The 23,597-nt window shown below is 43.9% G+C and carries 27 protein-coding genes, 2 tRNA genes and 1 pseudogene; 21 read left to right on the top strand and 9 right to left on the bottom strand.

What is annotated here, in order from left to right; all coding sequences use genetic code 11:
• The first annotated feature begins 22 nt into the window (after positions 1-22).
• Positions 23-868 carry a PHP domain-containing protein gene (locus tag BBR47_RS20105; RefSeq protein WP_015892269.1) on the top strand — a complete coding sequence of 282 codons (846 nt, stop codon included), beginning with the start codon at positions 23-25 and terminating at the stop codon, positions 866-868.
• Between the two features lie 62 nt (positions 869-930).
• Here BBR47_RS20105 and BBR47_RS20100 read toward each other — a convergent pair whose 3' ends face one another.
• A complete protein-coding gene (locus BBR47_RS20100; RefSeq protein WP_015892268.1) occupies positions 931-1,353 on the bottom strand; it encodes a DUF3995 domain-containing protein in 423 nt (140 codons plus the stop codon).
• 113 nt (positions 1,354-1,466) lie between these two features.
• Complete coding sequence (locus BBR47_RS20095) at positions 1,467-1,982, bottom strand: TetR/AcrR family transcriptional regulator (RefSeq protein ID WP_015892267.1); 516 nt, start codon at positions 1,980-1,982, stop codon at positions 1,467-1,469.
• A gap of 199 nt (positions 1,983-2,181) precedes the next feature.
• Here BBR47_RS20095 and BBR47_RS20090 point away from each other — a divergent pair, with 199 nt between their 5' ends.
• Entirely contained in the window at positions 2,182-3,081 is a 900-nt protein-coding gene (locus BBR47_RS20090; RefSeq protein WP_015892266.1) for an NAD(P)-dependent oxidoreductase, read from the top strand.
• 106 nt (positions 3,082-3,187) lie between these two features.
• Here the strand turns inward: BBR47_RS20090 and BBR47_RS20085 are convergent, their stop codons facing one another.
• Positions 3,188-3,643, bottom strand: coding sequence for a GNAT family N-acetyltransferase (locus BBR47_RS20085; protein WP_015892265.1), 456 nt, complete (start codon positions 3,641-3,643; stop codon positions 3,188-3,190).
• 77 nt (positions 3,644-3,720) lie between these two features.
• Entirely contained in the window at positions 3,721-4,230 is a 510-nt protein-coding gene (locus BBR47_RS20080; RefSeq protein WP_015892264.1) for a YjcG family protein, read from the bottom strand.
• Positions 4,231-4,375: 145 nt separating this feature from the next.
• Here BBR47_RS20080 and BBR47_RS31345 point away from each other — a divergent pair, with 145 nt between their 5' ends.
• A complete protein-coding gene (locus BBR47_RS31345; RefSeq protein ID WP_015892263.1) occupies positions 4,376-4,534 on the top strand; it encodes a hypothetical protein in 159 nt (52 codons plus the stop codon).
• 2 nt (positions 4,535-4,536) lie between these two features.
• Here BBR47_RS31345 and BBR47_RS20075 read toward each other — a convergent pair whose 3' ends face one another.
• A complete protein-coding gene (locus tag BBR47_RS20075) occupies positions 4,537-5,241 on the bottom strand; it encodes an alpha/beta hydrolase (RefSeq protein WP_015892262.1) in 705 nt (234 codons plus the stop codon).
• Positions 5,242-5,419: 178 nt separating this feature from the next.
• Here BBR47_RS20075 and BBR47_RS20070 point away from each other — a divergent pair, with 178 nt between their 5' ends.
• The 14 genes and pseudogenes from BBR47_RS20070 to BBR47_RS30485 all read left to right on the top strand — a co-directional run bounded on the left by BBR47_RS20070 (position 5,420) and on the right by BBR47_RS30485 (position 14,163).
• Positions 5,420-5,959: a phosphatidylglycerophosphatase A family protein gene (locus tag BBR47_RS20070; RefSeq protein ID WP_015892261.1), complete on the top strand. Its 540-nt coding sequence runs from the start codon at positions 5,420-5,422 to the stop codon at positions 5,957-5,959.
• A gap of 416 nt (positions 5,960-6,375) precedes the next feature.
• Positions 6,376-6,452 (top strand) — tRNA-Ile (locus BBR47_RS20065).
• Between the two features lie 25 nt (positions 6,453-6,477).
• A tRNA-Val gene (locus BBR47_RS20060) sits at positions 6,478-6,553 on the top strand.
• Between the two features lie 491 nt (positions 6,554-7,044).
• Complete coding sequence (locus tag BBR47_RS20050; RefSeq protein ID WP_041749540.1) at positions 7,045-7,503, top strand: ankyrin repeat domain-containing protein; 459 nt, start codon at positions 7,045-7,047, stop codon at positions 7,501-7,503.
• Between the two features lie 46 nt (positions 7,504-7,549).
• The gene (locus BBR47_RS20045; protein WP_015892258.1) at positions 7,550-7,972 is read left to right on the top strand and encodes an HD domain-containing protein; all 423 of its coding nucleotides are present in this window, start codon (positions 7,550-7,552) and stop codon (positions 7,970-7,972) included.
• Between the two features lie 42 nt (positions 7,973-8,014).
• Positions 8,015-8,317, top strand: coding sequence for a hypothetical protein (locus BBR47_RS20040; protein WP_041749539.1), 303 nt, complete (start codon positions 8,015-8,017; stop codon positions 8,315-8,317).
• Positions 8,318-8,571: 254 nt separating this feature from the next.
• A complete protein-coding gene (locus BBR47_RS20035; RefSeq protein WP_015892256.1) occupies positions 8,572-8,973 on the top strand; it encodes a hypothetical protein in 402 nt (133 codons plus the stop codon).
• 408 nt (positions 8,974-9,381) lie between these two features.
• Positions 9,382-9,663 (top strand): DUF1877 family protein, encoded by a 282-nt coding sequence (locus BBR47_RS31660; protein WP_269446220.1) that lies wholly within the window; start codon positions 9,382-9,384, stop codon positions 9,661-9,663.
• 291 nt (positions 9,664-9,954) lie between these two features.
• Complete coding sequence (locus tag BBR47_RS20025) at positions 9,955-10,290, top strand: hypothetical protein (RefSeq protein ID WP_015892255.1); 336 nt, start codon at positions 9,955-9,957, stop codon at positions 10,288-10,290.
• Positions 10,291-10,845: 555 nt separating this feature from the next.
• Positions 10,846-11,262 (top strand): annotated as a pseudogene (locus BBR47_RS30490) (DUF4280 domain-containing protein); the annotation flags it as partial.
• Positions 11,263-12,122: 860 nt separating this feature from the next.
• Positions 12,123-12,383 carry a hypothetical protein gene (locus BBR47_RS20015; protein WP_015892253.1) on the top strand — a complete coding sequence of 87 codons (261 nt, stop codon included), beginning with the start codon at positions 12,123-12,125 and terminating at the stop codon, positions 12,381-12,383.
• A 470-nt stretch (positions 12,384-12,853) separates the two neighbouring features.
• Complete coding sequence (locus tag BBR47_RS20010; RefSeq protein WP_041749537.1) at positions 12,854-13,510, top strand: hypothetical protein; 657 nt, start codon at positions 12,854-12,856, stop codon at positions 13,508-13,510.
• The gene (locus BBR47_RS20005; protein ID WP_015892251.1) at positions 13,503-14,039 is read left to right on the top strand and encodes an accessory gene regulator ArgB-like protein; all 537 of its coding nucleotides are present in this window, start codon (positions 13,503-13,505) and stop codon (positions 14,037-14,039) included. The genes BBR47_RS20010 and BBR47_RS20005 overlap by 8 nt, the downstream gene beginning before the upstream one ends.
• Positions 14,029-14,163 (top strand): cyclic lactone autoinducer peptide, encoded by a 135-nt coding sequence (locus tag BBR47_RS30485; protein ID WP_015892250.1) that lies wholly within the window; start codon positions 14,029-14,031, stop codon positions 14,161-14,163. Before BBR47_RS20005 ends, BBR47_RS30485 begins: the two co-directional genes overlap by 11 nt.
• Before the next feature lie 254 nt (positions 14,164-14,417).
• Here BBR47_RS30485 and BBR47_RS20000 read toward each other — a convergent pair whose 3' ends face one another.
• The 4 genes from BBR47_RS20000 to loaP form a co-directional block, all read right to left on the bottom strand.
• The gene (locus tag BBR47_RS20000) at positions 14,418-14,831 is read right to left on the bottom strand and encodes a hypothetical protein (protein ID WP_015892249.1); all 414 of its coding nucleotides are present in this window, start codon (positions 14,829-14,831) and stop codon (positions 14,418-14,420) included.
• A gap of 160 nt (positions 14,832-14,991) precedes the next feature.
• Positions 14,992-15,810, bottom strand: a complete 819-nt coding sequence (locus tag BBR47_RS19995; protein WP_015892248.1) for a lipase family protein — start codon at positions 15,808-15,810, stop codon at positions 14,992-14,994.
• Positions 15,811-15,848: 38 nt separating this feature from the next.
• Positions 15,849-16,679, bottom strand: a complete 831-nt coding sequence (locus BBR47_RS19990) for a lipase family protein (protein WP_015892247.1) — start codon at positions 16,677-16,679, stop codon at positions 15,849-15,851.
• 195 nt (positions 16,680-16,874) lie between these two features.
• Positions 16,875-17,408: an antiterminator LoaP gene (gene loaP, locus BBR47_RS19985; protein ID WP_015892246.1), complete on the bottom strand. Its 534-nt coding sequence runs from the start codon at positions 17,406-17,408 to the stop codon at positions 16,875-16,877.
• Between the two features lie 280 nt (positions 17,409-17,688).
• On the opposite strand from loaP, the gene BBR47_RS19980 reads away from it, so the two are divergent.
• From BBR47_RS19980 to BBR47_RS19965, 4 genes are all read left to right on the top strand, one after another.
• On the top strand, positions 17,689-18,543 hold the full coding sequence (locus BBR47_RS19980) for a 4'-phosphopantetheinyl transferase family protein (RefSeq protein ID WP_015892245.1): 855 nt from the start codon (positions 17,689-17,691) through the stop codon (positions 18,541-18,543).
• 85 nt (positions 18,544-18,628) lie between these two features.
• Positions 18,629-21,931: an ACP S-malonyltransferase gene (gene fabD / locus BBR47_RS19975; protein ID WP_015892244.1), complete on the top strand. Its 3,303-nt coding sequence runs from the start codon at positions 18,629-18,631 to the stop codon at positions 21,929-21,931.
• A gap of 38 nt (positions 21,932-21,969) precedes the next feature.
• The gene (locus tag BBR47_RS19970; RefSeq protein WP_015892243.1) at positions 21,970-22,770 is read left to right on the top strand and encodes an alpha/beta hydrolase; all 801 of its coding nucleotides are present in this window, start codon (positions 21,970-21,972) and stop codon (positions 22,768-22,770) included.
• Positions 22,771-22,778: 8 nt separating this feature from the next.
• Positions 22,779-23,594: a methyltransferase domain-containing protein gene (locus BBR47_RS19965; protein WP_041749536.1), complete on the top strand. Its 816-nt coding sequence runs from the start codon at positions 22,779-22,781 to the stop codon at positions 23,592-23,594.
• The last annotated feature ends 3 nt before the right edge of the window (positions 23,595-23,597 follow it).

Genomic DNA, 23,597 nt, shown 5'->3' with positions numbered 1-23,597 from the left:
AGAAAAGAAGGGGTGGACGAGAATGGAACTTATGGCAGATTTGCATACCCATACAAAAGCGTCAGACGGTACCTGCGAGCCGGCGGAAAACGTACGCTTGGCGAAGGAGGCAGGACTTGCTGCACTGGCGATCACGGATCACGACACGGTAGCAGGGATTCCAGAAGCAATGGAGGCTGCCCGTGCACTCGGCGTGGAAATCATTCCAGGAGTGGAAGTGAGCTCCGTAGGGAAGGGGCAGGATATTCACGTTCTCGGCTATTTTGTCCCGTATGAAGACCCAGCTTTTGAAGAGCGTCTCTTTCGTCTGCGAGAGACGCGGCATGAGCGTAACCAACTGTTGATCGCACGGCTACAGGAACTCGGTATCGACATTTCCTTGGAAAAGGTATACCGCCGCAAGCAGGGCACGGACAAAAACATCGGGCGACCGCATATTGCAGAAGAACTGATGGAGCTGGGTGTCGTTTCAACGATTGCAGAGGCCTTCGATAAATACTTGGGCAAAGGGGGAGCGGCTTATGTCAATCCTCCACGCATTACCCCGCAGGAAGCGATTACGATGATCAAAGAGGCTGGCGGAGTGGCGGTGCTGGCTCATCCGGGTCTGTATGACGATGATGAGCTCGTCCAGGAGTTGATTGTATTCGGATTGGATGGGATTGAAGTCAATCACCCGGACAATGATGAGGTACAAAAAATGCGCTACAGCAAGTGGGCAGCGCAATACGGAATGGTTGTCACCGGCGGTTCTGATTTCCATGGATGGCGTGGAGAGGAGCCGTTTCATGCGATGCTTGGCTCTCATACCGCAGGGATGGATGCTGTTGAACAGCTACGGGCGATTGCGGAGAAGCGGAAGGCGTAATACATCTAAACATAATGGAAGCGACCCTCTTCTCTTTTATGGGAAGAGGGTCTTTGGTGAGCTCAAAACAATGCGAGCAGAAAGGATAACCCTAACCACAAGCAAAGAGGAGTATACAATGCCGTATCTTGACGAGCAAACTTCGTATTTTTTACTTTTTTAAAAAAGCCAATGTAGTTGAAGTCTCCCACAGCGCGCAGGACAAATACAGCAGCACAGACCATGCATCCCCATTGAATCAAAGAAGGGGAGAGTACGGGTGATAGATAGCCGCTCTGGGCGAGCAAAATGTAACCGGCACAAGCCAACAAGCAGGCAACGATGATCGTTCCGCCTTTCCCAGGGGAAAAAGTCCGGCGTGCATGATCGGCTGTTGTGGGAATAACGGAATCGATCCCCCATTTTCCTCCGAAGGCCCAATAAAAATGCAGCAAGGACACGATGACCAAGAAGATAGCAGATGAGATGGGAAAAACATGTGTCATAGAAATACCTCCTATTGATTTGTAAGGTCTTTTTGGAAGATACGCATCCGTATGTTTTGGGTAAAAAACCCCTGCACGAGACAATCTGTCCGGTAGAAAGGGGGAGGTGGGAATCAAATCCAGGTCATAAAATGTTCCAAGGGTGCGGACATATCAAAAGGCGTTTCCAGCTCTCGGCGAACCAGCCAACCAATATAGAGGAGGTACGCGAGTTGAGCGCGTGCCTTTGCATCAGCGGGAGCCAGCCCTTTTTTCTCATACAGGGAGGCTACGAAACCGATCCTGCGCTGCTCGATTTCCACTAGACGTTTGGAAAGGGCAGGATGCTGTTTTGCCCAATTGTAGATAGCGGCTTCGGTTTTTCGCTCGCTACTAAAAGCGCTCGACAAAAGCTGTTCCAACGACATGCTGTCCGAGTGTGGCGCTCGAATGATCCGCTCCGTGGCATGCTCCTCCCAATAATCGATCATGGAGTCTAACAGTGCTTGACGATCGGGAAAGTGATGATAAAAGCTCCCCTTGCTGATCTTCAGTTTTCTGGCAAGAGGCTCCACACGAACAGCGTCAATGCCTGCTTCAGCCAACATATCGAGCCCCGCCCGAATCCAATCTTCACGTACGTATTGCATGGTTCACCTCAAAAGATACGGTATCGTATGTTTCTGGTTCCATGTTATTCCACTGGGTGTGAAGTGTCAAGAAGAGTTGATTTTTGTATTGACATTCACACTAGTGTAAAGCTATAGAATCGCAATCAAGAGCGGTAGACCTTGCATGTAGCGCCGGATCTTCTCGCTTGGAAAAATAAAACGAATGGAGTGTCGACCTGTGAATTCAGCATCAATTCCTGCGTCTGTAACTGTTATTGGCCTTGGCAATATGGGAGTAGCACTCGCGGATGCTTTTCTAAAAGGCGGTCATCCAACGACTGTCTGGAATCGTTCAGCAGATAAAGCCAACGGTCTGGTTGAGAAGGGAGCAGTGCTGGCGGGCAGTGTGAGAGAGGCAATCGCGGCAAGCAACTTGGTCGTTGTTTGCTTATCAACCTACAAAGTCATGCAAGAGCAGCTTGCGCCCTTAGAAAATGAATTATCAGGGCGTGTCATCGTCAACCTCACTACAGGAACACCGGAGGATGCACGCAAGACAGCCAAGTGGGTAAGCGAGCACGGTGGGCAATATCTGGATGGAGCGATCATGGCTATCCCTCAAATGATTGGACTGCCCGAAACACTCATTTTCTACGGTGGGTCGAAGGCTCTATTTGAAGCATATGAACCGACATTGAAACTGTTGGGAGGTAACGCTGCCTATCTCGGTGAAGACTATGGTGTTCCGTTGATCTATGATTTGTCGCTGCTTACCATGATGTATGGGGCTTGGTATGGCTCCATGCATGCACATGCCCTATTAAGTACGGCAAACATAACAGGAACAGAGTTTCTTCCATACGCAACCAACTGGGTAAATCACTTGATTGCCCCGCTCTTAACAGATCCGGTTGCCGCACGGGCACGTGATGAAGGAAACTTCACGACAGATGTGTCCAATTTGAATACGAACAAACTAGGACTTGAACACATCATCCATGCCAGCCAGGAACAGGGAATCACTGTTGAGTGGTTAATGCCATTGCTAACATTGGCCACACAGAAAGTAGCAGAGGGCTACGGTGCTGACTCTTTTGATCGCGTCATTGAGGCCATCCGGAAACCATTGGTGAAATAATTCTTTTCTCTGGGGCAAATGAAAAACAACCTCGTTTCGCATGCTGATCATAACGAAAACGAGGTTGTTTTTCTGAAAGAGGGAATGGAGCTGCACGCAGTTTCCCTTATGCGCGAATGGATTTGACCATCGCAATATGCTCGATACCTGCATCGTCAAATAAGTCACCAAAAGGTTCATAGCCGAGCTTTTCATAAAACCGTTGGGCTTGCGTCTGTGCATTCAGCTTCAGGCTGTCATACCCGTGTTGTTTGGACAGCTCTTCCATCTCAAGCATGATTTGGCGGCCCAGCCCGGTACCGCGTTCTGTTTTGGCAACCGCCACCCGTTCGATTTTTCCCACTCCAGGTGCGTAGGTGCGGATACGGCTAGCGCCCACTGGCTTTCCATCGCGGTAGGCCACAAAATGAATCGTCCCGCCATCAAGGGTGTCATGCTCATCGATTTCCAATTCTTCTGGTACTTCCTGTTCCTCGATGAAAACGATTCGGCGTACCGACAGGGCATCCGCCAATTCTTGTTCCGTGGTGACTCTTTGGATCTGGTAGGTTTGAAGGTTCATCGTATTCGTCCTTTTTTAGAAAATATCCCTCCCTACGATGGAGACGCAGGGAGGGTTGGTGGTTGAGGATAGGGTGTTTATTTTTTGAGAAGGAAAGTCTGGTAAACGCTCCAGATGCCATCTTCGAGCTGATAAACCAAGTGGAAGCGATCAATTTCGCTGTTTAGGTCAATTTTTGCCATGCTTAGTTGACCGGTTACATCACGCAGCTCATCGTCGGACAGGTCACGCCCGATGGTCAGATGCGGTACGTATGCGTAGGTTTCTTTTTCATTCACACACTGATTGGCAATCTTTTGATGCAGTTCGTTAAATGGTTCTTTGTTTTGCACAGCCAAATAGATCACATTGGTGGTAGGGTGGAAAGAAGATACCCGATGGAAATGAGCCGAAAAACTGTCAGTAGAGGAGGCAACCTGCTCCAGATGGCTCACCAGCTCAGGCAGCTTCGCTTCGTCCAGCTCAAAGGCTTCCTTCAAACGGATATACGGAGGAACCAAAGCATAGCCCGGGTCATAACGTTTCCGGTAAGAGTTGGCTACTTCTTGCACTTTGCTAGATGGGAATATTACGATACTGTACATCATCAGAACCACTCCTCCTTACTATCTATCATGCTCTACAAGATATTATTTTAACAGAAAATTCTTCATTTGTGTAATGTTAAGCGTGGGTCCGTATATTCCTTGCGCCAAAGGAAAGACTGTGTAGTGCAAGGAGGTGCCGCATGGCATGCATACGGCTATGATGATCACATTCATTTTTCTCGTCCTGCTTCTACTGTCTGTGCTGACCTTCACGATCTTGACTGCGATCCGAAAAGGAGAATTCGAAGAGGCTCTCGTATCGACGATCAAGGATGAAGGTCCACAAGAAGAACAGCCACGGTAAGTTTACCCGTAAAGCGTCTTTAGCATACGCGGTAGATTGCGCTGCCAGTGGCCCCACGTATGGTCACCCTCAAACGTTTCATAAATGAGGGTGGCTTTTTTCGTGCCCAAAATCTCGCGCAATTCCTCATTGGCCGCAAGAAGATTCAATGTGCCACGCCCCGTGCTTACTGCCGTTTCCTCCGTCCCAATTTCCAAATAAATGGTTTGTGGCACGGAAAAGTCAGCGTCCGCTACCAGACGATTTAGCTTTGCGTCCATGGCAATCGACTGGCAGGCAACTTGTCCAAACGTATGTGGATAGTTAAGCGCAGTGAATAGAGAGACAACCCCGCCCAAAGATTCGCCAAGAAGTGTTCGTGCGTTTCCCAAAGGATGTGTGGAGTAATGCGTATCGACATAGCTCACTACCTCTTCGGCGAGGAAGCGTCGGTAGGCCATGTGCTCCTTACCATCCGGATGATAACGGTCGTTCCGTCTGCTTTTCTCGACAGGGAGAAAGACAGCGATGATATCAGGCAATTCTTTGTCCCCATTTAATTGATCAAGCAAAGAAGCCATTCTACCCATCGCCAAGTAATCTTCCCCGTCCTGTACGTAGAGGACTGGATACGAGTAGAGTGGCGAGTAGCGTTGGGGTGTGTAGACAATCAGCTTTTCCGGCGTCCCCAAATGCCGGCTTTCCAAGATGATTTCCTCAAGGGCCACTGCGTTGTCCTCCTTATTGGGATATTCCTGTTCATTATTATACAGGAGCGAGCGGGCATGCCCAATAGTTTGGGTGTAGAGTTCGGCATTGGGCGAAAGATTGTCGCAATTTGGCTCGTGTGTGATACTATGGTAGGAAAACGACTTCACTCGATTTGTGGAAGGGGTTGTCTCTTATATGAAGAAGCAAGTACACAGCATCGAAGTCAGAAACGCTGCTCTCGCACGTTTGGCAGAACGCGGAGTGACGTTGGATGATATCGCAGAGATCGTCTATCTCATGCAGTCGCCGTACCATCCAGATCTCACAATGGCGCAGTGCATCGAGAGCGTGAAAGCGGTCTTGGAAAAAAGGGAAATGCAGCACGCCATCCTGGTTGGCGTTGAGTTGGATACGTTAGCAGAGAAAGGCCTCTTGTCCGAGCCGCTCCAATCCATCATTGCGTCAGATGAAGGACTATTCGGATGCGACGAAACATTGGCGCTAGGCTCCGTATTTGGATATGGAAGTATCGCGGTGACCACCTTTGGGCATTTGGATAAGCACAAGGTCGGGGTGATTAAAAGGCTTGATACCAAGTCGGGAGAGGGACGTGTTCACACGTTTTTGGACGACCTCGTGGCGAGTGTGGCGGCCAATGCGTCTAGCCGCATGGCCCATCGGATGAGAGATGAGCAGGAGGCCGAGTTGGCACAAAATGAGGCGTCGAAGCAATAGAAAGCCGAGCTGCGTGTCGAGGAGAAAGCGAAAGGGACGGAGCAGGCGAGGTAGGTTAGGGTTGGGATGAGGGTGTTTGATTCAATCGTTACCTAATTATCTTGTTTGTTGTTGTTAGCTTTATTGGATCTTTTTTGTCTGACAGAGTCAATTCTCCACTGGTGTAGCTCATATGCTTGATGCAGCCATGTAAGAAGTGATGCCATCAGGTAGGTGATCTCCCTGTTTTGTAGGGGGATGTGGGCAGCAGCGGTGGGGAATGGCTTTTTACAAGGGAAAACAAGCCTGATTTCACTGGGTTTCTTAGTGTTCTTTTGGTACGAGTGAAAATTTTTACAAGAAATTATTCATTTCCTCTTGAAATCCATTTTACGATGCTGTATAGTAATAAATGTGATCGACGTCCGATACGATTCGGGCCCTTAGCTCAGTTGGTCAGAGCGGTCGGCTCATAACCGATTGGTCGTAGGTTCGAGTCCTACAGGGCCCACCATTAAACGATCACACACATATTCCATGATCCGGTAGCTCAGTTGGGAGAGCACCATCTTGACAGGGTGGGGGTCGCTGGTTCGAACCCAGTCCGGATCACCATAGAATAACTGCTGAAACCCTTGGTAATCAAGGGTTTTTCTTATTTTACTTCCCTTTAATTTTCTTCGTTGCTACCTATACTGGGGACGGATTGGGGACGGAATACTTACATCGGGGGAATATGGGGGTCATACAGTCTCGCGACTACTATGATTCTGTTTTGGCAGTAAAATGTTATCGAACTGTTTTGCTGCGGAATGGTCAGCAGACTTAAGAGGGTTGTTGATGATTCCAATGTAATGGATTGGAACAATAATTATTATGGCAGATACTATTCCTATATGGATGATCAAGAGGATGCATTTAAACAAGCAAAGCCATTCTTGATTTTGGCTGAAAGTAAAGTGCAATCCTCTGACTATAAAAAAGTGTACAATGGAAATTGGTATAAATAATTGTTTGAATCTGAAACCTGTTGCTACTATGTAACAGGTTTTCTAAATATCTAGTCGAATAGGTTATTATGAAAAAATAGCATCGAGGTGCCAGTTATGAAAAAACGCTATATATTCTTAAGTGTATTTCTGTTTATATTTGGAGTTTTTTTCTATAAGTTAACTGGTGGTATCGCTAAAGATGTACCTAATTTTAACAGCGTTTATGATGAGTCTTTTAATCCTCAGGAGTTTATTAAGTCAGCAAGAAGCGGCGATCTGAACAAAGTGAAGTTCCACATTGAGAAAAATATCGATCCCAATGTAACTAATAGTGACGGAAGGACTGCCCTCTTAGGTGCTGTTATTGAAAAACAATATGAAGTCGTAGATTACTTACTTCTTAATAAGGCTGACCCGAACAAGAAAGATAACTACGAACAATCACCACTCAAAACAGCAATGGAAATAAAGGATAAAAAACTGATTGAGCTGCTCCAACGTAATGGGGCTAAGAATGAACAGGTAGGCGTTAGGCGAGGACTATTGCTTACTGAACCAAGTAAGGATATTTGAGATGATTCCTTTTAAATTGGGGAATTCATGAGGAAGGGGAATGCAAATGAGTACATTAGAAAAAGCAATTGTGATTGCAACACAAGCTCATGCTGGACAAGTCGATAAGGGTGGCAACCCATATATACTCCACCCTTTGCGAATCATGTTAAAGATGTCGACTGTAGAAACTATGATATCAGCTGTTTTACACGATGTGCTTGAGGATACAGATGTTACAGTGGGAGAGCTTCGAAACGAAGGGTTCTCTGAGGAAATCATTGCGGCAGTTATTGCTTTGACTAGAAATGATGACGAAACATATATGGAATTCGTCGGAAGAACAAAGCAAAATCCAATCGCAAGGTTAGTGAAGTTGGGTGACTTAGAGGACAATAGTGATTTGTCAAGGATTCCAGAGCCAACTGAGAAAGACCATGAGCGACTGCTACGCTATAAGAGAGCCATTAAAGAACTGCTTTCAATATAGAACGCGAGCGGGAAATGATTAAAAGTGTTTTGGGAGGCTGTAATGCAGTTTGAAGGCATAGACTGGACAGAACTATCGATTTATTTTGAAGTTGTTGAACAAAATTATGATGGTGGTCAGGATGAGAAAGTATTAATTTTGACTAAGGATTTTCTCCGGTCTACGTTAATGTCAGATCGAGAACCAGAAGTTGCTAATGGAATAAGGCAATTTTTAGCGAAATTATATAAGAACTCGATAGAACATAAGCACAATGCTCCGATTTGGAAAGGACTGCTTGAAGTAAATGATGATTTTACCTTAATTAAATACACTATACTTCTATTAGAACATATGTGGTATTAAGGAAGTCATATGAAATCTTAATTTGTATGTACTTGCCTTGCTAAATCTGTTGATGATGGATGGTTCATATATGAATGTAAGAAGGCTGCCGAATGCAGTCTTTTCTTTTTATAAACCGAATCCCAGTTTGTTTTATTTCGTACTAAGAAACTGTAATGAACGAAATTATTTACAATATATGGTAATTAATGTATATTGAAATTGCCCAAATCGAAAATGATTTCGGGCACAAAGAAAAAGTGGGAGTGGTAAGAATGAAGAAGTTAATCACTGGTATTGCAGCATTGGCAATTATGACTTCAGCAGTTCCTGCATTTGCAAAAGAAGCACAGCAAGCTCCAACGACCACAGTCTCTACAAAAATTTCTGCATCTAACAAAGCTCTGGCATCCTATGTGAGAATGTATGTAGATTGGAATGATGTTCCCAACGCAGAAACTTACGAAGTATCTGTTACAAATCTTACTGATAGTTACGTGTATGAAAGAAATAGACGTGCAACTAGTGATTTTACCACTGGGGATCTTTATGTAGGAAAGAATTTCATTATTTCCGTTGTTGCGTATGATAAAAACAGCAATACCATAGCTTCAGGAAATACAGGCGTATTTCAAGCAAAAGAGAACGTGACCTCCACATATATTTGGATTAGATAGGATAGCAGATTCAAGGAGAATCAACAGACTGTTGCCCCATGACAGTCTGTTGATCTTATATTAAATAAAAAAATACAAACACTGATTCGAAAGGTAATGATTGGGATAAAATATAAGATTCGGAGAAATACACATGAAAAATCAAATGTGCATATGTAGACAAAAAATGTAATTTCATTTTATTAACATGGATACAGACGATGATTAATACCATGGCGATGGGATACTTTACTTAACATTAAAGAGATGGCTGCAAAAACGTATGCTGTGATTGTGGACTATGTAGAATCTAGCGGGGACATTTGCTATAAAAGAAAAGAAATGTAAGTGTGGGACAGATTGCATTATTTGCTAACAGGGACCTCAACCTCACAGCCGATTGAGGACCACCACCCATAAAGTGAGGCTATTGTCGGAGGCCACGTCCTGGATACTGAAGAATTCGTAAGCGTCATTGGCTCTGATGAGCTTCTTCGCATTTTAGAAGCTCTTCATTCTATGGATAGGACCGTCTTGCAGCAACAATACAAGCCAGCGGATTTTAGAGCGAAACAGATTTATCCAGATATTTGGGTGGACGATGAAGCTGAGGAACGTTTCGCAGAACTTATAACGGAACTCAACCAGTTTACTCATTTTCATGAACAAAGCCTTGCCAAGGGGCATGACATATTGATCAGCATTTATTAAAACCGCTTCTCTTTCATCGGTGCAGGGCTCCAGAAAAGCTATTGTTTCACTCATGTTCCTTGTTAATGCCTTGTAAAATCATTCGAGTCATCCCGAAAACGTAGATCGGTGTAATGAGACGCTTTTCCCGGTGTATAGTAATAGCATAGAAAGTTAATCACCAGCCGTCTACGGACGGTATTTTTGCATTTTCAGAAAGGCCTACCGAATAGTCGGAATTGAAAATATATAACGTATGGATTATAATCTTACGCAATTTACAATAAATCCCATACAGGAAGGTATTAGTTAATGAACCGATTCACAACTGTATTACATGCAGCTCTCATAACTTCTGTACTATTTAGCTCGCAGGGAGTTAGCTTGGCACAGGAAAAGAATGGTGAAGCTATGGTAGAACAGCAGGAGATCGAACTCATCGAAATCGGCATGGCTCAAGTGATTTACTTGGAAACGTACCCGGGCTACTCGTATGCATTAAAGGAGGGAAAGCATGTCTGGCTCGATTATGATAAAGGCACCTTTGAGTATAAATTGGTGGCAGGATTGTCTAGGGGAACGGATTATCTGTATCAATATGACCAGTACGGAGTTTATCTCAAAACCATCAAAGTAATTGTCAAATAAGCAGAGTGTGTCCATCAAAAGCTTTAACCGAAAGCTTTTGTCAGGTGAAGAGAAAATAGGCCGATCACGGTCTATTTATTATTTTGTTGCTTGAGACGAAAGGAACTGGGATGTTTTCGAGTATCTACTTATAAAAACATTTGTAAAACCTTTGAGAAACAAGGTTTTTTTATGCCCTCAACCATCCTTCCTGATTACATAACCCCAAGAGGTTGCCGCTTGATTCTTTTTCACCTTGATTCAATAAAAGCATTCAGCTTTCTCGAAGTTGTCGGAAGCTTCTTTTTGCATTTTTGGCACCACATGGCCATATTCGTTTATTTAAATCCATGTTGCAGGTATATCGAGCAGGGCAGACTCAAAACCGAATAAGGTGTTTTTTTTGTACATAAAGGTGTATTTGTAACTTTATACCTATCGCTCGTAACCATTCTACATCCGATACCTCAAAATGTGGGTATTATTTCCTTTTTACATATAGATTGGATATCTAGCATATCGATCACCATGAGTCTTCCATCTGTATTGAATCCTTTACAGAGAGGAGGAGACTGAATGCCCAATATTGAAGGTATCAACATCCAACAATCAAGTGCGGAACGCAAGAGCTACGTGGTTGTGGGAGCTATTTTATCTTGCAGCAGCGGAAGTAAACAGTGTCGGCTGAAAATGCCATTCAGCCATGGTGTTTTTGTAAAAGGAAAACCGCAAATGAACATCATGGATTTTGTTCCAAATGTAAATATCATGCCCTTTGGAAAGTGCAGCAGCTTACAAAATCCCACAGTCGCTTCAGCCACGGCAGCTAACAACGGTGTACTTACGCCAATGCCGTGCATACCTCTGAAAACAATGCCATGGATAGATGGGAAAGCGGACAAAATGGTCGGTGGCCATCCTGCATTGCTTAATAAATCAACAAATATGTGTTTCTATTGTGGGCAGATCAAGATAGAAGATGACGGGCAGGATTTGGGTGGTGTGACGATAGGAAATCAGTCGTCAACAAATAGCGAGTCGTCTACTGCTGGTTTTGGACAAGGACCAGCTTGCGAAAAGCCCGGCATGTGGGATAGTTTCGTCAAAGGAATCTCGATGCTGGGAGACGTTCCAGCCGCGATGCAAAAAGCGGCAAGTGAACTGCCAGGGGCATTGGAGAAAGCTGCTAATGATCTACCAAAAGGTTTGAAAAAGGCAGCAGAGGATTTACCAAAGGGTATTGAGATGTTCGTGAAGGAAGGCTTTATCGAGCCAATGCAAGAAGACTTAGATACGTTGCGGGATGGTAAAGTTGATCTTGCGGATGGAATTGCAATTGGTGGACTTGTCTTGAGTGCACTTACGCTGGGCAGAAGTAAAAACATTAAGGATTTAGTAGACGCTGCAAGAAAAGGAAAGAAGAGGACAGGTGTAGGTCTTACAAGAAGTGTCGGGGATCCCACTAGTTCTATAGATCCAGTAAAATTTGATAGGATGAAAAAGGCATTTGAAAAACAGGGGGGAATAATTGACCAGTCAGAAGAGGCAATAAGTATTTAGATTACCGTGGGGCAGAGGCTGTCACTTGGAATGAGAAAACAATACAATTAAGGCAGAATCCAACGACTTCTGCGGTATTTGAAGAGTTTATTCATACTGCGCAATATAGAGCAGGGAAAATACCCGACCAAACGCCAAGAACAGTACTGACCGTAGAAATTGAAGCTGCCGAAAAACTAATAAAATACAGAAAAGGTTACGGCATTCCTAATATTGAAACAAGGGATACAATTAAAAGATTGAGAGATTTGAGACAACAATTTGATGAACTAGGGAATTGAGGAGGCGAGAATATGTTTTCAATTGAGGTAAAAACTGCTTTCTTTATCAAGGTTGCCAATATAGTCGCTATCGATGGAAAGCCCAATGGCGATCTTAAGGGTAAAGTTCTTCATGACGAAACCGATATTTCAAAGTCTTATAATGTAAAAGGAGTTGCATTGGTTAATGGGCGGGAATACATTAGTCCCTTAGAATCCATAACTCTTCAATTAGAGCCTGGAGACTATAATGCCGAGGATTTAATAGGAAAAAGACTGGTAAGCTACGATTAAGAATTGATTGCGAAGTTTACTAATAATGGGGCTTTTCTCTCCTGAGGAATACCCAGTATGGTGTCAATTCCTCATACAAGTAGTAAATTTGTTGAGGTTATCTAACAGGTTGACATATCTGATGTAGACGTTTTTTAAAAGTGGATCGAAAAACACTCTTTACTTAAGCTATGTACGATGAAAAGCTGCCCAGGTAAATGCCAGGCAGTTTTTGTTTTGGGTTCACTATTTTGAAAGGACTAAGAGCATTGAGCCAATCAGATGGTTGCATGTCCTAATCTTTAACTTACCACTTAAGAATTAACACCTTGAATAAGAAGAAGCGCAGCATAATAATGTCTTAGGTCTTGAAAACGAATTTTTGTAAAGTATACGGTCTCTAAAATGTCAAATCTGGTAAATTAAAGAAGGAATCTGTCGTTTCTAGTAGAATATAACCCTCATATAAGTAATTGAGGTGAAAAAGTTCCATGCTGTTTGTCCTATTCTCGACATTGGAATACCTTGCAATCTTTGCTCTTATGACTACGCTATTCCGGTTTGGTTTTTTGGTGCATATCAACCGGATTCTTTTTGTGAGTTTGGTATTAATGCTTTTCTCGTTTGGGCTACGCCAATTTACGCCATATGGAGACTACGCAACCATAGCCCAAGTCGTCATAATCTTTGGGGCATTAATCCTGGTATGGAACGTGAATTGGGGACAGGCTGCCTTAATGACAATGATAACATCAGGAATCTACTTGGGGATTCAGATGGTGGAAGTGTTTTTCCTGACTGTCATAGGAACCTTAGAGACAATTGAATCGTTAGGGGATCGAACCATCAACACTGGGTTCATATTCCAGACAATCTCCGCAGTACTCACCTTTGCATTATGCTACGGGCTTCGGAAATGTAGACTGCAATTTACATTCGTCAGAGACGGAGCGCCTTTCTCTCTTTACCACAGAGTCAACATGGTGATTTTATCACTAATCATTGTAACAGGTGTATTGATAACGGTCTTGTTTAAATTAGCAAGTACATATGGAATTGGTTCCCTAGTGTGGATTTTCTTTGGGATGGCAATCGGAATCACAATACTGGCATGGTTGGCTATAAAAAGGGATGGGGAATATGATTGAAACTCTTGCTGAAAGAATAGCCATACAACTAAAGTCGATCAATCCACATGAAACGAAGTCAGTTCCTACCATGAAATTTGGGCTAATCCTTATTATCAACATGCTGCTCATCATTACGATTAGCCTTACCCTTTCCCTCATCATAGGGACATTTCAAGGAACATTACTCACATTGGCCGGATTTTTAGTACTACGCCAATTTTCAGGAGGATTTCACTATTCATCGTCTGTCTACTGCACCATAACAAGTATTTCGGGAGCGGTATTCATCCCTCTCATTACCCTTCCTACTGATTTTATCACCCCGATTATTATCATCACAGTAGTTCTAGTAGCACTTTTTGCTCCACAAGATATGGAAATGCAATCACGACTATTCAAACAGAATCAGACTTTGCTCCTCAAGATCATCTCAATTCTCATCGTTAGTTTATTATTTTTCATAGAAAGCGAGACACTGGTTAAGACCTTCTTTGTGCAAGCATTGACGCTAATTCCACTGAAAGGAGGTGGAAAAGATGAAAAATAAAGCGATGATGTTCGTAGCGAAACATGTTTCAGCAATTGCTTCATTTGTTGCAGTACTGGCAGTATCTACAGCATCCTTCGGTTTCGTGGGAAAACCTGAAATTCCAGAAGAATTAAAGAAATAAGAAGCAATGAATGACACAGACCATTTCTCACTCGATCTTCATATCGAAGGGGGAAAACTGGTTGCCTCACTGAGTTTTTGTGAATCCTAACTTTAGTAAGAGATGGTATAGAACTTATAGACTGCTTCTTTCAGAGCGTTACCAATTATCTCAACCCCTTGGTAGACAAGGGGTTTTCTTATTTTTTTTGAATCAAAGGGGACTGTCGTTTAGTCGGAAAATCGACTTTTGAGACAGCCCCTTTTTCTTAACGCTTAATGAAGCTTGGAAATAGCGAATTTAGCTGTAAAATTCATTTTTTTCATATAGGAAGAATTCGCTCCAGCTTGAAATTGGACAGAAATATTGCCGTCTTTTTTTGCTTGAAAGACGCGGCCGTAAGGTGAATTCGCTTGGTATGTACCAATCACTTGGTTATCCGCATCAAAGACTGTATAAGAGATCGGGAATCCTGAATTGTTTACAAAAATCGTAAGTTCTTCTCCCTTTTTCAGCGAAAAAGATTCTTTTTGCGTCACTTCGTATGAACTCAAAGAATAGTATTTCGTAACCTCTTGCATGTCTAAAGCCGTTGTTGCTGCGCTAGCTTTTGAGACTTCCACTCCTGGCAAAGATACACCCGAAAGTACTGCAATCCCTAATGCCCCAGCTAAAATGACTTTTTTCATAATCATAATGCCTCCTTTTTTGCTCATTCATGAGCGAAAGTAAATATTTGGAAATTATAACCATTATAGCCTCGATGAAAATGATTATCAATAAGTTTTTTCAGGGATTACTCGCCCGGCGTGACAAACAGGACATAAAAAAGAGAGTGATTCAATGGAATCAACATCCCCCTAAAAACGGCACACACATCCCCGTATCTGGACAAAACCCCTCATTCTCCACGCACAACCTCTCCGTAAATCCAGGGTCCTCCTGCGCCAGAAACTTAAAATAACAAACAATTTCATGATTCCTTACAGCTAAGCTATTCAACTGAAAATCCAACAAATGCTTCCGATCGACATGCTGGTAGTACAACCCTTTTTTCGTAAACGGAGGAGGGTACACCTTGGAGGGCAAAGTCGGAATAATATCATGAACATTCACGATCCGAACACTGTTCTTTACAGTCTCATTAAACCGCGAAGCAAAGACAGGATCTCCGACACGAGGGCTCCCATACGTATACACAAAAGGTCGCGTAAACTTCGTATTCACGGCAATATCCAAGCCGGCAAGTGTGGCCAACCCTCCCCCTAAACTGTGCCCCGCAACAAATAGTCTTTTCGATCTAGAGAGCTTGCTCAACTCCCGAATCAATTCATCTCGCGCGGATTGGTAAATGCAAGTAAACCCACGGTGGGTCTTTCCGGCCTTTCTGACAAAATGATAGGGGACTTGATACAAATCCTGATCTGACTCATTGTCGTTAAACGTGCGTGTTCCCCGAAGAGCAACAACGATACTGTCTGGTGACTCGGCTACAAAACCAAATACCTCGGGCTCCGGCGTCTCGACACCAGCCAATGCTCGAATCGCAGAGCGCTGACGATACCCTTGTGGCAAGACAAGTGAATCTGTTTCAAAAAGCTGATAGGCCTGATGGATCATGGCCGCAAGTAAAATCGCATCTTCACTGTTATAAATACGATCGATCATTCATGTGTCTCCCTTTCTCGGTTTCAAGGCTGTAAAAGCTAGCATTTGCCTTGAAACGGAATACACGTATCTGGATCTGGACAAAACCCCGGATTTTCCACACAGAGTGTTTGGGCGTAATCAGGGTCAAACTGAGTGAGGCTATGAAAATAGCAGGCAATACTATCGTTGCGAGGCGTATTATTCAGTTGAAACGAGATCGGAAACTTGTTTTTTACATGTTGATAATAGATACCTTCCTGGGTAAAAGGAGGTGGATATTTTTGGTCGGGGAAGGTAGGAAAAGGGTCGTGAACATTGACAATCCGCAGGCTATTTAGAACGACTTTATTGAACCGTGAAGCGAAGTGGGGGTCACCAATACGCGGACTGCCATAGGTATAAACAATTGGGTGTCTAAACGGCGTGTTTACTGCTATATCTAAAGCTGCCAGCACAGCCAGAGCGCCACCGTAGTTGTGTCCAGTGATAATCAGCTTTTTTGATTCCGAAAACTGATTTATTTTTCTGAGTAATCGATCGCGTGTTGACTGATACAGGCAAGTAAATCCACGTGAGGTTTTCCCTGCATCTGTAACAAAAGGATAGGTAATTTGTAGGATGTCATAGGCTGCTAAAAGGTCTGCCGGATAGGCTGCGTACCCTCTGAAGGCAATGATGATTTGATCTTTTGATTCTGCTACAAAGCCATACATATGTTCAGTTGGATTCTCTACGTCAGCAGAAGCTCGAATGGTGTATCGGAGTTGAAAACCTTTGGGTAAGATAAGCTCGCCTTTAAAAAATAGTAGATAAGTCTGATAGCTCATGGCTGCAAGGAAAATGGCAGCCTGACTAGTAAACATGTTGTCTTCGTCCGAGAAAACCATGTAGACAAATTCCTTTCCAAACAAGAATAAGGAACAAACACTTGTAAGATCGTGCATCGAACTTTTGTTTGTCCCTCCCAAATGAAAACAGGTCAATCCTATTTGAATGTTACTTACCATGAGCCTATGTTTTTACGACGGAATGCGTGCTTGTATGAAAAAAATAAAAAGGGGCGCGTACGCGACGCTCCCCAATTACAAAGGTTTTGAGAGAATTTCAATTCCCACATCAATGGTTTTCTCTACTCCCATGAAGGTTAAAAATATTTTAGCCCTGTTTTTGTGCTTGTCCACCTTTTTGATAATGCCTTCCAGTCCTTTGAGAGGACCAGATTCTACGATCACCTTTGAATTTTCCAGATATACTTTTGAATAATCGACAACCTCACCGTTTCCCATGAGTTGGAGTATCGGGGTGATTTCTTTTTCTTCAATGCTCGAATAATAAGCGCCTTCGTCTTGCGAATAGTAACTACCGTTATTGACCAAACGCAAGCTTCTAGGAATTTTTTTGATTTTATGGAACATTTCGTTAGTCATTTCAGTCTGAATAAGTACATATCCAGGAAAAAAATTCTTCAGGACGTTATACACGATGCCTGACTTTTTCTCAGGCACCAATCTCTTCGGCACAATGGATTTTAAAGACTGCTCATTAAAATAGAGTCTGAGGTACTTTTGAACGACTTCTTCTTTACCGGATTCTACAAAGATGGCATACCATTTCAAGGTGAGCAATCCTTTCATTATGAAGTGGATTCGTAAGTATCTGGAGTGCTAATTGCTTTCCAAAAAAATGGGAATGATTGAGTAGATGAATTCACAAAATTTGTGGTATTATACTAAATATATCCAATTCTTTCGCGTTATGCAATAAATGTGGTTGTTGAAAGATTCTGTATAAATAGAAAAAGTGAGCTACATCAGCTTCTTATCGAAAGTAAAATCTCTCAGGGAATTTAATCGATGTTTCGGCACGTTAAAGGAACGAGGGAGGTCATACGGAGAAATGGTAGTGTGTAGAACTATTTACCCACGAACCGGGGAAGCTCTGCCCTTTGGCATAGTCGTAGAACGAGAGAAGGCGGAGATTGGATTGCATGTATTTCCACAGACCTTTACGAATGAATTCGTTATCAAAGGGATAGATAGAGAGTTTCGTGCTAGTTTATGCATGGGCTACTTTTCTGTTCCCGTAGATTTTTTAAAAATAGTAAAATTCCTGCACCCAAGAGAATTCGAGTACTATTTTCATCTGGAGTATGAACGGAGAGTAAAAAGCTACCTGACAGGGAGATATGTCGCCAAAAGAGCCATTTCGTTTTTGACTGGAGAAGACAGTTTAGATCGAATATGGATTGAACAGGGCATTTTTCATCATCCTGTCGTAAACCTACCGAATCCAGCCAATCTCCAAGTGAGTATCACTCACTGTGATGATCTTGCAGCCGCTATTGCTTTTTCGGAGGAGCTACCGATGGGGATTGATGTGGAGAGAATTAGCGTTGATAGAAATAAAGTTCTGGAGACGCAAATGACTGTGAAGGAGAGTAGCTTGTTGTCCTGCTTGCCTTATTCCTATGAAACGACGCTCACTCTTTTCTGGACAGTCAAGGAAGCGTTATCCAAAGTTTTGAAGACTGGCTTAACAACTTCTTTTCATATCTATGAAATAAGCCAAGTGGAGATAAGGGATGGGGTTGTGTATAGTCTATTTGAAAACTTTCCTCAATACCGTACTGCCTCTTACATCCTAGGTGACTATGTGTGTTCGATCACCTATCCGAAAAAAACAGAATGGAGTGCTGCTGAAGTAAAGAATCTACTTCGGGAGATAGAACAATCCATAACAAATCACGGATAAAAATTCCCCATAAGCGGTCAATTGACCAGGCTGTGGGGAGTTTTCTTTATAAAAACCTTTCATAGAAACAAGGGGTGCATCATACATGGAAAAGCCTGTAGTGTTTATGTTTTCTGGACAAGGGTCACAGTACTATCAGATGGGGAAAGACCTTTTTGATCAGAACCCGGTCTTTCGCAAATGGATGCTTCGGTTAGATGAAAAGGTACATTCCCTGATCGGGGAGTCTATCCTTGCCCAGTTATACGATGACACGAAGCGACGAGACGATATATTTGATCGCACCCTTTATACGCATCCTGCTATTTTTATGGTGGAATACGCTCTGGCCCAGGTTCTCATGGAGAGCGGAATAAAGCCCGACTATTGTCTGGGGAGCAGTTTGGGGGAGTTTGTGGCGGCGGCAGTGTCTGAAATCATGCCTGTGGAAGAATTGCTGCAACTCGTGGTTGAACAAGCCACCCTTTACGAAGCGTATTGTCAGAAAGGGAGTATGCTTGCGATTCTCCACAATCCCGATTTGTATGATCAAGAGCCATTCTTGCATCGAAATAGTGAGCTGGTCGCGGTGAATTTTCATTCGCATTTTGTCATTGCTGGGAGCAGTCATCAGCTACAACGCATGGAGGATTACGTCAAAGGCAAAGGGATTATTTGTCAACGACTACCTGTATCATATGCGTTTCACTCCTCTTACATCGATCCGGCTGAACCACATTATCGCGAGGTATTGAATCAGAAATCATTTGGAATTCCCCAGATTCCCTTTGTATCGGGTGTTCATGGTGAAATCATGAAGGAGCTACCTGCTGACTACTTTTGGCAAGTGGTAAGAAAACCAATGCAGCTTCCAAAAGCTGTCCAAGGGCTGGAGAAGCAGCAAAGCTACATCTATTTGGATTTGGGACCAGCAGGCAATTTGAGTAATTTTACAAAGCGAAATTTGCGGCAAGATTCTCAGTCAGAATGCCATTCCATCATCACGCCTTTTAAAAAGGACGGAGAAAATGTAGAGCGCATCAAGCAGCTTTTCGCAAATAAAAGTTTGAAAACCAATAGAAAGGAAGGCAGAAAAATGACCACATATGTTTTCCCAGGGCAGGGCTCCCAAATAAAAGGAATGGGGGGCTCTCTTTTTGATGAGTTTCCAGAAATAACAGCCAAAGCGGATCAGATATTAGGTTATTCCATCAAAGAACTATGTCTCTATGATCCAGACAAGCAACTAGGTAAAACGCAATTTACCCAGCCAGCTCTATATGTGGTCAATGCGCTTAGCTACCTGAAGAAAGTGAAGGAAACCGGGAAAAAGCCTGACTATGTGGCGGGGCACAGCCTGGGTGAGTACAATGCGCTTTTTGCATCAGGGGTGTTTGATTTTGAAACAGGGCTGCATTTGGTGAAAAAAAGAGGTGAGTTGATGAGTCTGGCCGTCGGTGGAGGAATGGCGGCTGTGATTGGGTTTACTTTGGAGCAAGTGGAACGCGTATTACATGAAAATCATTTGACCAGCATTGATATTGCCAATCACAATTCTCCCTCCCAATTTGTGATAGCGGGTCGGAAAGAAGATATCGAGCGTGCCAACCCTGTTTTTCAGGAAGCGGGCGTAAAAGTATACATACCGCTAAAGGTGAGCGGAGCATTTCATTCCCGTTACATGAGTGATGCGAAGATGAGCTTTGAGGACTATTTGAATCAGTTTGCGTTTTCTGATATGACCATTCCGGTGATTTCCAATGTTCACGCGAGACCCTATAAACAGCGCGATGTGAAACGAAATTTGGTTGAACAAATTACACACCCAGTGAAGTGGAATGACACCATTCGATATCTTCTGGCCGTGGGGGAAAACGAAATAGAAGAAGTCGGCCCTGGTACTGTGTTGACCAAGTTAGTTACTACGATCCGAAATGAAGCAGAGCCGCTGATCATAGAAGGGGAAGAAGAGAAAGAAAGCATGGTGCAAGAGGCAAAGCCGGTTGCTTTCACCGTACAGGCGGAAGAGAGAGCAAACAGCATGGAGCAGCCAAAAGAGATTACCGCTTTTTCGCTGGGAGATCAGTCATTTAAACAGGACTACAATCTGAAATATCCCTATCTAGCAGGAGCGATGTACAAGGGAATTTCCTCGGAAAAGCTGGTCATTAAAATGGGGAAAGCCGGGATGATGGGCTTTTTCGGGAGCGGTGGCTTACAGCTGGATAGAATCGAGCGAGCCATCCAACAGATTCAACGTGAACTACAGCAAGGCGAGCCGTATGGGATGAATTTGTTACATCTTCCAAGTGACCCGTCCATGGAAGAAAAAACTGTCGAGCTGTATCTGGCTTATCAAGTGAGGGTGATTGAAGCCTCTGGGTTTATGGCGATTACCCCTGCGTTGATCATCTATCGGGCCAAGGGATTAAGCCGGGGGATGAACGGGCAAGTGGAGGCGGCAAACAAAATTTTTGCCAAGGTATCACAGCCTGAGGTAGCGGAAGCCTTTTTAAGTCCCGCACCTGAGTACTTGATAGAAAAATTGCTGCAAGAACAAAAGCTTACAAGGGAAGAAGCGAGTCTGTTACGGGAAGTCCCAATGGCGGATGAGTTAACGGTGGAGGCCGATTCAGGCGGAAATACCGATCACGGTGTAGCTTCTGCTTTGATGCCTGCAATGATCAGGCTCCGAGATAACATGATGCACAAGTATGGATACCGTAAGCCGATCAGAATAGGGGCTGCGGGCGGCATTGGAACTCCGGAAGCTGCAGCGGTCGCTTTCATGCTTGGGGCGGATTATATTGTGACAGGTTCGATTAACCAGTGCACAGTGGAGGCGGCGACCAGCGAGTCGGTGAAGGATTCGTTGCAGTTGGCCAATGTTCAAGACACAGAGTACGCTCCAGCGGGTGAAATGTTTGAAATGGGAGCCAAAATTCAAGTGTTGAAAAAAGGCTTATTCTTTCCAGCGAGAGCGAACAAATTGCACGACCTCTATCGTCAATACAACTCGCTTGATGAAATCGATGAGAAAACCAAGCAGCAGCTCCAGGAAAAGTATTTTAAACGCAGCTTTGAAGAAGTGTATGAACAGCTGAAAATCACTTGCCCGCCACAGGAACTGAAAAGAGCGGAACGGACGCCGAAATACAAAATGGCGCTCCTTTTCAAATGGTATTTTAACCGCTGTTTTGACTGGGCCTTGGATGGAGCCGAAAGCTATAAAGTGGATTATCAGATTTACTGCGGACCTGCGTTAGGCTCTTTTAATCAGTGGGTGAAGGGAACGGCTTTTGAAAACTGGAGAGACCGTCATGTTGATCTCATCGGTGAAATGCTGCTCAAGGAGACAGCCAACCTCTTGAATCAGCGTATCCACGCCTTAACAGGTTCGAGCAAATAAAGAAGGAATGACTCTCAAATAAGAAAGGAACGGCGAAAATGAATTTGGAACTAGAACTAGTAGAATACCATCCGCAGGGCGTTTCTAACGAAGCGCCTCTTCTTTTTGTGCATGGAGCATGTCATGGAGCATGGTGTTGGGAAAAAAACTTCCTTCCTTATTTTGCGGACAAAGGTTTTTCTTCTTATGCGGTGAGCCTTCGTGGACACGGTGAAAGTGACGGCTTTGACAATCTTCATACTTATACACTACAGGATTACACGGATGATGTTCTTGAAGTGATCGGGCGTCTAAAAAACAAGCCAGTGCTGATCGGGCACTCCATGGGCGGAGGCATCGCGCAAAAGATCTTGCATCAGTACCCAGATATCATCTCGGGTACCGTTCTCGTTGCCTCAATTCCTCCGCATGGCGGGATGCGTGACTTATTCCGATTGATGTTCAAAAACTTTAAAGAAGCTATGCAGCTGTTTACATATAACGAAAAAAGAGATGCCTCACTGCTTGCCAATGTCTTTTTTTCCAAGGAGCTACCGATGGAAAAAAAGGACGAGTGGGTGAAGCTCTTGCAGCCTGAATCACTGAAAGCAAGAACCGAGATGAATGGAAAAATTGTTCCCAAAACCATCAGTCCGAAAGCTCCGATGCTGGTCCTCGGCTCTAAGCAGGATCGGATGATTTCGGAGAAAACAACGCGCCGAATTGGCAAAACATACGGAATCGAGCCCGTTCTGTTCCCAAATATCAGTCATGATATGATGCTTGATCCTGAATGGGAAGCTGTTGCTGGCGAGATTTTGGCTTTTTTAAACAAATCGATATCTGAACGGCGGAGGTAAGGAAAAACATGGAAGGTTCTTATCAAATCGCAAACATTGCAACGAATGTTGAGGTAGAAATAGAACGCTTGAAATCGCAGGTGGAATTGTTTTGGGAGAAAGAGCTGAAGCATTATATCGAGTTTGGTCTGACAGATAGGATGTCGGTCATAGAGCTGGGCTCGGGCCCGGGATTCGTGATGGAAAAGGTCATGCAGGCGTTTCCAAATGGCAGAGTGACGGGATTGGAGATTGATCCTCTTCTCGTTGATTATTCCAGAAACTATTTGACGCAAAAGCATTCGGATCGATTTGAGATCGTCGCGGGATCGATTATGGAAACGGGTTTACCTAGCGATTCCTATGATTTTGCCATTACGCGCCTCGTATTGGAGCATTTACCCGACCCAGTCGGTGCGGTTCGTGAAGTGGCGAGGTTGTTAAAGCCAGGTGGCAGGGCCGTATTCATCGACAATGATTTCGAGATGCACATTATGACCACCCCGCATGTACCAGAATTGAGAGAGCTGTATGATGCCTACTGTGCGGCACGCTATGCGGAAGGCGGCAACCCAAAAATCGGTCGTGAACTGCCAACAGTGCTCAAGCAAGGCGGACTTGGAAAAATAGATTTCGAAGTTATTGGCGCTCATAGTGAGCTACTCGGGTACGAAATGTTTCTAAAGTCGGAGGGTGTAGGCATTCCAGTGCAGCTGGTGCGTGACGGTTATTTATCCAGCAAGGCGTTGGGTAAGTTATCTGTAGCATGGCGAAACATGCTGAATACGGAAGGACATTCTATTCTCAGACAGCTTTACATGGCTGTTGGTGAGAAATCGGTGTAGAGA

Source organism: Brevibacillus brevis NBRC 100599, assembly GCF_000010165.1.
GTDB classification, from domain to species: Bacteria; Bacillota; Bacilli; order Brevibacillales; family Brevibacillaceae; genus Brevibacillus; species Brevibacillus brevis_D.
This window is presented reverse-complemented; position numbering and strand designations above follow the sequence as displayed.

Coding starts and splice junctions, on each gene's coding strand:
- BBR47_RS20105 (WP_015892269.1), top strand. CDS start 23: ATGGAACTTATGGCAGATTTGCATACCCATACAAAAGCGTCAGACGGT.
- BBR47_RS20100 (WP_015892268.1), bottom strand. CDS start 1,353: ATGACACATGTTTTTCCCATCTCATCTGCTATCTTCTTGGTCATCGTG.
- BBR47_RS20095 (WP_015892267.1), bottom strand. CDS start 1,982: ATGCAATACGTACGTGAAGATTGGATTCGGGCGGGGCTCGATATGTTG.
- BBR47_RS20085 (WP_015892265.1), bottom strand. CDS start 3,643: ATGAACCTTCAAACCTACCAGATCCAAAGAGTCACCACGGAACAAGAA.
- BBR47_RS20080 (WP_015892264.1), bottom strand. CDS start 4,230: ATGATGTACAGTATCGTAATATTCCCATCTAGCAAAGTGCAAGAAGTA.
- BBR47_RS31345 (WP_015892263.1), top strand. CDS start 4,376: ATGCATACGGCTATGATGATCACATTCATTTTTCTCGTCCTGCTTCTA.
- BBR47_RS20070 (WP_015892261.1), top strand. CDS start 5,420: ATGAAGAAGCAAGTACACAGCATCGAAGTCAGAAACGCTGCTCTCGCA.
- BBR47_RS20050 (WP_041749540.1), top strand. CDS start 7,045: ATGAAAAAACGCTATATATTCTTAAGTGTATTTCTGTTTATATTTGGA.
- BBR47_RS20045 (WP_015892258.1), top strand. CDS start 7,550: ATGAGTACATTAGAAAAAGCAATTGTGATTGCAACACAAGCTCATGCT.
- BBR47_RS20040 (WP_041749539.1), top strand. CDS start 8,015: ATGCAGTTTGAAGGCATAGACTGGACAGAACTATCGATTTATTTTGAA.
- BBR47_RS20035 (WP_015892256.1), top strand. CDS start 8,572: ATGAAGAAGTTAATCACTGGTATTGCAGCATTGGCAATTATGACTTCA.
- BBR47_RS20025 (WP_015892255.1), top strand. CDS start 9,955: ATGAACCGATTCACAACTGTATTACATGCAGCTCTCATAACTTCTGTA.
- BBR47_RS20015 (WP_015892253.1), top strand. CDS start 12,123: ATGTTTTCAATTGAGGTAAAAACTGCTTTCTTTATCAAGGTTGCCAAT.
- BBR47_RS20010 (WP_041749537.1), top strand. CDS start 12,854: ATGCTGTTTGTCCTATTCTCGACATTGGAATACCTTGCAATCTTTGCT.
- BBR47_RS20005 (WP_015892251.1), top strand. CDS start 13,503: ATGATTGAAACTCTTGCTGAAAGAATAGCCATACAACTAAAGTCGATC.
- BBR47_RS30485 (WP_015892250.1), top strand. CDS start 14,029: ATGAAAAATAAAGCGATGATGTTCGTAGCGAAACATGTTTCAGCAATT.
- BBR47_RS20000 (WP_015892249.1), bottom strand. CDS start 14,831: ATGAAAAAAGTCATTTTAGCTGGGGCATTAGGGATTGCAGTACTTTCG.
- BBR47_RS19995 (WP_015892248.1), bottom strand. CDS start 15,810: ATGATCGATCGTATTTATAACAGTGAAGATGCGATTTTACTTGCGGCC.
- BBR47_RS19990 (WP_015892247.1), bottom strand. CDS start 16,679: ATGGTTTTCTCGGACGAAGACAACATGTTTACTAGTCAGGCTGCCATT.
- BBR47_RS19980 (WP_015892245.1), top strand. CDS start 17,689: ATGGTAGTGTGTAGAACTATTTACCCACGAACCGGGGAAGCTCTGCCC.
- fabD (WP_015892244.1), top strand. CDS start 18,629: ATGGAAAAGCCTGTAGTGTTTATGTTTTCTGGACAAGGGTCACAGTAC.
- BBR47_RS19970 (WP_015892243.1), top strand. CDS start 21,970: ATGAATTTGGAACTAGAACTAGTAGAATACCATCCGCAGGGCGTTTCT.
- BBR47_RS19965 (WP_041749536.1), top strand. CDS start 22,779: ATGGAAGGTTCTTATCAAATCGCAAACATTGCAACGAATGTTGAGGTA.